At 30.5% G+C, this 6,207-nt stretch carries 8 protein-coding genes; all 8 read left to right on the top strand.

Going from position 1 to position 6,207, the window contains the following annotated elements:
- Positions 1–11 precede the first annotated feature (11 nt).
- The 8 genes from HUU89_RS11985 to HUU89_RS12020 are packed head-to-tail and all read left to right on the top strand — an operon-like array spanning position 12 to position 6,137.
- On the top strand, positions 12–860 hold the full coding sequence (locus HUU89_RS11985; RefSeq protein WP_175301873.1) for a class C sortase: 849 nt from the start codon (positions 12–14) through the stop codon (positions 858–860).
- Between the two features lie 4 nt (positions 861–864).
- Positions 865–1,722, top strand: coding sequence for a class C sortase (locus tag HUU89_RS11990; RefSeq protein ID WP_175301874.1), 858 nt, complete (start codon positions 865–867; stop codon positions 1,720–1,722).
- Positions 1,723–1,736: 14 nt separating this feature from the next.
- Positions 1,737–2,744, top strand: a complete 1,008-nt coding sequence (locus HUU89_RS11995) for a DUF5979 domain-containing protein (RefSeq protein ID WP_175301875.1) — start codon at positions 1,737–1,739, stop codon at positions 2,742–2,744.
- A gap of 12 nt (positions 2,745–2,756) precedes the next feature.
- Positions 2,757–3,254, top strand: a complete 498-nt coding sequence (locus HUU89_RS12000) for a hypothetical protein (protein ID WP_147580535.1) — start codon at positions 2,757–2,759, stop codon at positions 3,252–3,254.
- Positions 3,255–3,266: 12 nt separating this feature from the next.
- Positions 3,267–4,007 (top strand): hypothetical protein, encoded by a 741-nt coding sequence (locus tag HUU89_RS12005; RefSeq protein WP_175301876.1) that lies wholly within the window; start codon positions 3,267–3,269, stop codon positions 4,005–4,007.
- A 13-nt stretch (positions 4,008–4,020) separates the two neighbouring features.
- Positions 4,021–4,755 (top strand): hypothetical protein, encoded by a 735-nt coding sequence (locus HUU89_RS12010; protein ID WP_175301877.1) that lies wholly within the window; start codon positions 4,021–4,023, stop codon positions 4,753–4,755.
- A complete protein-coding gene (locus HUU89_RS12015; protein ID WP_052010792.1) occupies positions 4,756–5,619 on the top strand; it encodes a MucBP domain-containing protein in 864 nt (287 codons plus the stop codon).
- Positions 5,619–6,137 (top strand): signal peptidase I, encoded by a 519-nt coding sequence (locus HUU89_RS12020; protein WP_147580534.1) that lies wholly within the window; start codon positions 5,619–5,621, stop codon positions 6,135–6,137. The genes HUU89_RS12015 and HUU89_RS12020 overlap by 1 nt, the downstream gene beginning before the upstream one ends.
- Positions 6,138–6,207: the final 70 nt, after the last annotated feature.

Consider the following 6,207-nt stretch of genomic DNA (forward strand, 5'->3'; position numbering starts at 1 on the left):
GGAGAGACCAGATGAAAAAGAAGTTAAGCAATATAGTTATAATCTTGATATTCGTTGCTGGTTTGTCCTTATTGGTATATCCATTTGTTGCCAATAAGTGGAATAGTTATAGACAAGATCGTTTAATCAGTAACTATGAAAAGATAGTAAGTCAGAAAAGTAATTCAATAGATTATGATGCAGAAATGAAAAAAGCCAAGGCATATAATGATGCTTTAGCACCACATATTTTGCCGGATTCATTTATTAAAGCAGAAAATCAAAAGTCAGAAGATAAGTCATATACTTCAGCTTTAAATCTTGCTGGGGATGGAATAATGGCTATTGTTGAAATTCCTAAAATAGATGTGAAGTTACCTATTTATCATACAACGAGTGAAGAAGTATTAAGTAAGGCTGCTGGACATTTGGAAGGAAGTTCTTTACCTGTAGGGGGTAAAGATACGCATGCAGTTATCTCTGCACATAGGGGGTTGCCAAGTGCAACATTGTTTACTGATTTGGATCAAGTTAAAAAGGGAGACCACTTTTTGGTCCATGTTTTGAAAAAAACGTTATGTTATGAAGTTGGTAGTATTGTTGAAACTGAACCTGATGATACATCAGCTTTGGCTGTTCAAGAGGGAAAAGATTTAGTTTCGTTGCTTACATGTACACCTTATGGTGTGAATACTCAACGTTTGATTGTAACAGGTCATCGTGTTTCTTATAACAAATCTGTTGTAAATAAGGAAAAGAAAAATGGTTTTACAAGTCTTCATACGAATTATTTGTTATGGGTTATTGTTGGTTTAGCTGTTACTGGTGGTTTTATCTTTATTTTATATAAAAAGGATAAAAAGATGAGATCTAAGGAGTAGTTATATGAAAAAGAGATTACCGAGTATTTTGGTTGGATTGTTATTCTTAGTTGGGTTGGGTATTATGATTTATCCCACTGTTTCTAATCAATGGAATACTTATCGACAAAATAAATTGATTAGTAATTATGAAAAAATAGTTGATGATATGTCTGATGAAGACTTTAGTCAAGAATGGCAAAATGCACAAGCATTTAATGAAACAATAAGTGGGAATAATGTTTTTGCTGATGTGTTTGGTGAAAAGCCCAAGGATAGTGAAAATAGTGAATATAATCGAGTTTTAAATATGAATAATGATGGAATCATGGGATATATTTCTATTCCTGAAATCAATATTAAATTAGCTATTTATCATGGGACAAGTGATGATGTTTTACAAACGGGTGTTGGTCATATTAATGGGTCTAAACTTCCTATTGGAGGTGAAAGTACACATTGTGTTTTAGCAGCGCATAGAGGTCTTCCTAGTGCAGAATTGTTTACTGATATTGATCAACTACAAACAGGTGATAAATTTTATTTGCATATTTTAGATAAGGTTTTAGCTTATGAAGTAGATCAAATTTTACCAATGGTTGATAAAGATGATCATCAAACTTTACAAAATGCTTTGTCTATTACTGAGGGTCAAGATTATGTTTCATTATTTACTTGTACACCTTATGGAGTGAATAGTCATCGTTTAATTGTAAGAGGACATCGTGTTGAATATAATGGTGAAGAAGATGTTAAACAATCTGTTGGAGATAGAATGTTAGAGTCTATTAAAAACTATTATATGTTGATTTTAGTTTTAGGTTTATCAATTACGATACTTGTTATTATTATAATGAGATATGTTTTTAATAAAAAGAAATAAGGGAGGATATGAGGATGAAAAAGAAATTTTGTAAGTTATCGGCTATCTTTATAGCGTTGATAATGATGTTTACGGTTGTTGTTTTACCAAATGTTGAAGCAGCATTACCTGTAGATGTTAATAAAAAATGTAGTTTAGAAATTTCAATTAGCTCTCATAGTTATGCTGAGGATTTATCGAAAAATGATGTTCAGGTGGATCTTTATAAGGTTGCTTCTATTAGCCAAGGTGGCAATTATACAGGTTTAGATGCATTTAAAGACATTGATTGGTCAACTGTTAAATATGATGCAACTCAATCAGCGAAGACTTGGAAACAAAGAGCAAGTGAAGCTTCTAAAGTCATTAAAGATGCGACTCCAGCTTATACAGCAACTTTAAAAGGCGGATATGTTAAGCTAACAAATTTACAAACAGGACTTTATTTAGTTGTTGTTAATGATATGAATAGTCAATATTATTCTTATAAGTTTACACCTTATTTAGTTTCTCTTCCAAATAATTATTATTATACAACTAAAAAGGATGATACATGGTATTATGATTTAGTTGGTTCGAAAGCTATTGGTATTAAAGCTGATCGAGAACTAAGAATGAGTTCTATTCAAATTACTAAAAAATTAACAAGTCAAAATACAACTTTAACAACAAATGCAACATTTGTTTATCAAGTTGATATTGAAACAATTGAAAATCAAAAAGAAACAAGATTTATTACATTAAATTTTGATGAAGTAAAAGAGAAAACAATTAGAATTGCCGATATTCCAGCAGGTTCAAAAGTAACTGTTACGGAAGTTTATACAGGAGCTGGTTATGAAATTGTTGGTGATTCTAAAAAAGTTTTGGAATCATTAGTGGCAGATGAAGATAGTCAAGAGATTGCAACGGCAAGTTTTGAAAATAAAGCTTCTAATGAAATTCATGGTGGTTATGGAATTGTTAATAATTATAAATATTCAAAAGAAGTTCAAGATTATACAGTTAAACAAAGTAAAGAAAATAAGACAGTTCAAGAGTAGGAGGATAGAGATATGAGAAAATTAAACAAAAAATTAGTATTATCTATTGTTGCTCTTGTGATGATTTCTACTTTAGGTATTGGTAAGGCTTTGGGATATTTTACGACTCATACGAATGCAACTGGTGGATATAAAATGGATTTAGGTTTTACAGATACAAAGATTGAGGAAGATGTTGATAAAGATGGGAAACATGTTGTGATTACTAATGTTGGTGATTATGATTGTTTTGTGAGAATTAAAGTTTTTGCAGCGGATAACCTTAAAATTAAATATAATTTAGGTAAAGATTGGCAAGAAAGTGATGATGGGTATATTTATTATAATAAAGTGCTTTCTTCTAAAGATAAAACAAGTGAATTAAATATTAAATATACACTACCTGAAGTAAATGATGATAATAAGGATAAAGATTATAATATCGTTGTTATTCAAGAATTTACACCGGTTGTTTATGATGATCAAGGAAACTTAATTGCTAATTGGCAACAAGTTTATGAAACAGAATAGGAGGTTATGGTAATGAAAAAAGTGAAATCGATTTTTATGAAACCTACAATCCTTCTTGGTATAGCTGCTGTTTTATTACTTGGAAGTGGTGTAGGAAGTGCACGTGCAGCACTCACATATTATAGTGATCAATATTCAGCTTCTATGGATATGTCTACAATTGGAGTTTCTTTAAAGGAGAATGGAAAGGTTGTTAGTTCAAAGACGTATGATGATCAAGGAGATGCAACAACTAATGGTGAAGGTAAACTTCTTCAAAATTTATTAAAAGATGATGAAAAGTTTGTTTTAGGAAAAACTTATGATGAAAAGTTAGCTGTAGAAAACAGTGGTAATATTGATACTTTTGTAAGAGTTGTTTTAACAAAGAGTTGGCAAGATAAAGAAGGAAAAAATGTTGATTTATCACCAGCATTGATTGAATTAGGATTTAATCAAGATGGATGGGTCATTAATGAGGCTCAATCAACAGATGAACGTGTTGTTTTATATTATACAAAGGTAGTTGAAAGTAAGAAAACAACACCGGATTTTATGAAAACTATTCGTATTAGTAATCAATTGTCAACAATGTATACGAAAGTAGAAGATGAAAAAACAATTAAATATCAGTATACTTATAATGGATATACATTTACATTAGATGCAGAAGTTGATGCAGTACAAACTCATAATGCGAAAGATGCTATTAAGAGTGCTTGGGGGATTGATGTGAGTGTTAATGACGATGAAACTGAATTGAGTTTAGGATAGGAGGGTACAGATGATGAAAAAAAGAATTTTGTGCCTTGCTATGGCACTTATGATGATGGTTGGTACTTTTTCAACAGTTCAAGCTAAAGAATTAGTAGGAAAAGATCATTGGAAGGTTTCATTTGATGGTAGCCAAATGACAACTAATTTTGGTAAAGATCAAATGAATGATGAATTAAGTAATATTCAGCCTGGAGATTCAATGACTTTACAAGTTAAAATCGAAAATAAAAATAGTCAATATACTGATTGGTATATGACAAATGAAATTATTAAGACATTGGAAGATGGATCAAAGGCAACTAATGGTGCTTATGAATATCGTCTAGCTTATGTAGATAGTCAAAATAATGAAACTTTAATTTATGACAGTTCTACTGTTGGAGGAGATAGTTCACAAGGGTTAAAAGAAATTAAAGGTCTTGATGATTATTTCTATTTAGGAAGATTGGCTAAAAATGATGTTGGGTATGTCACACTTACACTAAGTGTTGATGGAGAAACACAAGGGAATAGTTATCAAGCGACAATGGCACAATTGGAAATGAATTTCGCTGTAGAAAACGTCTCTAATCCAGCAGTAACTGTTAATAAAATAGAACATAAAAATGTTTATTCTACTGTTAAAACGGGAGATAGTACAAATATTTTATGGTATTGTGCGTTAGGTTTAGTAAGTGGTTTGTTACTCATTATCCTTGCAATTTTCTTTAAGAAAAAATCAAAAGATGAAAAGAAAGGAGAATAAATGATGAAGCGATTAAAAAAATTATTTATCATGATGATGTCTTTGACAGTTTTCCTTTCTCTTGCTTATACACAAGTCTGTGCATATGGATATAAAGTTACTTTATATACTGGTAATCAAGGAACAATTAATAGTCAAAATGAAATGAGTATAAATGTTTCTAAAGGACAAATGGTTTCTTTAGATCTATCACAAATAGAATTACCTCAAGATAGTAAATATTATGTTAAAGGTATTCGTTTGAGTGGACATGATAGTGTTGATAATTTGGATCCTGCAACTTTTGTAGTTAATGGTGATTTAGATTATGTTGTTGTTTATGGAGTAAAAGGTAATCAGGTTTCTTATACGATACGTTATGTAGATGAAAATGGTAAGCAATTATCTGAAGATACCGTTTTATATGGAAATGTAGGAGATAAACCGGTTGTAGCTTATAAATATATTGATAGTTATATACCTCAATCCTATGCTCTTACAAAAACACTTGTTGAAAATGAGAAAGAAAATGTCTTCACATTTACTTATAAACCAGGTGAAACGGGTGAAATAATAGAAAATACAAATATTGTTACAACAGTTATTTCAACAACACCTTCAACAAATGCAAATCAAGGTAATAATGGAACAGGAAATGCAACAGGTGTAACACAAAATAATGATGGGGATACGACAACAGCTGGAGATGAAGATGTTCCACAAGGTTTAGTTGATTTAGATGATGAAGATACACCAAAATCTAATATTTCAGTTAATAATGAAAAAAATAGTTCAACACCAATTTATGCAGGTATAGCAATCTCGCTTGCAGCAATTGTAGGAATTATTGTAGCATTTATGACAATTAGAAAGAAAAGAGTTTAATGTCACAAAAGAAAAAGAACCCAGTAGCTACAGTATGTAGCTTGCTGGGTACTATTTTATTAATTGTTTTAATATTAGGGTGTATACCATTAACTGTTCCTAAAGCATTTGGATATAATATTTATACTGTCATTAGTGGTAGTATGGAACCTGCAATTCCTGTAGGTAGTCTTGTTTATGTAAAGTATCAAGAACCTGAAACAATTCAAAAAAAAGATGTTATTGCATTTTATGGTGCTAAAGATGCTTCTTCTATAGTGACACATAGAGTTGTTACGAATAAAAAACTTTCTGGTGAATTTATTACAAAAGGAGATGCAAATCAAACAAAAGATATGAACCCTGTAAATTATAATAATTATATGGGTAAAGTTGTTTTATCAATTCCTGTCATTGGTGGTATTGCACAATCTTTGACAACAGGTAGTGGTAAAATTGCTTTATTTTGTTTAATAGCATTTATTCTATTATTAGAAATTTTGGGAAGTTTGTTACATAAAGTAGAATTTAAAAAATAGTCTTAAGAAGTCCTGAGGGACTTCTTTTTTTGGACTATCCGTCCATTGAAAGAAGGAAAAGAGAAAGATA

Origin of the sequence: Faecalibacillus sp. H12 (assembly GCF_013361255.1) — a bacterium.
Taxonomy (GTDB): domain Bacteria; phylum Bacillota_I; class Bacilli_A; order Erysipelotrichales; family Coprobacillaceae; genus Faecalibacillus; species Faecalibacillus intestinalis.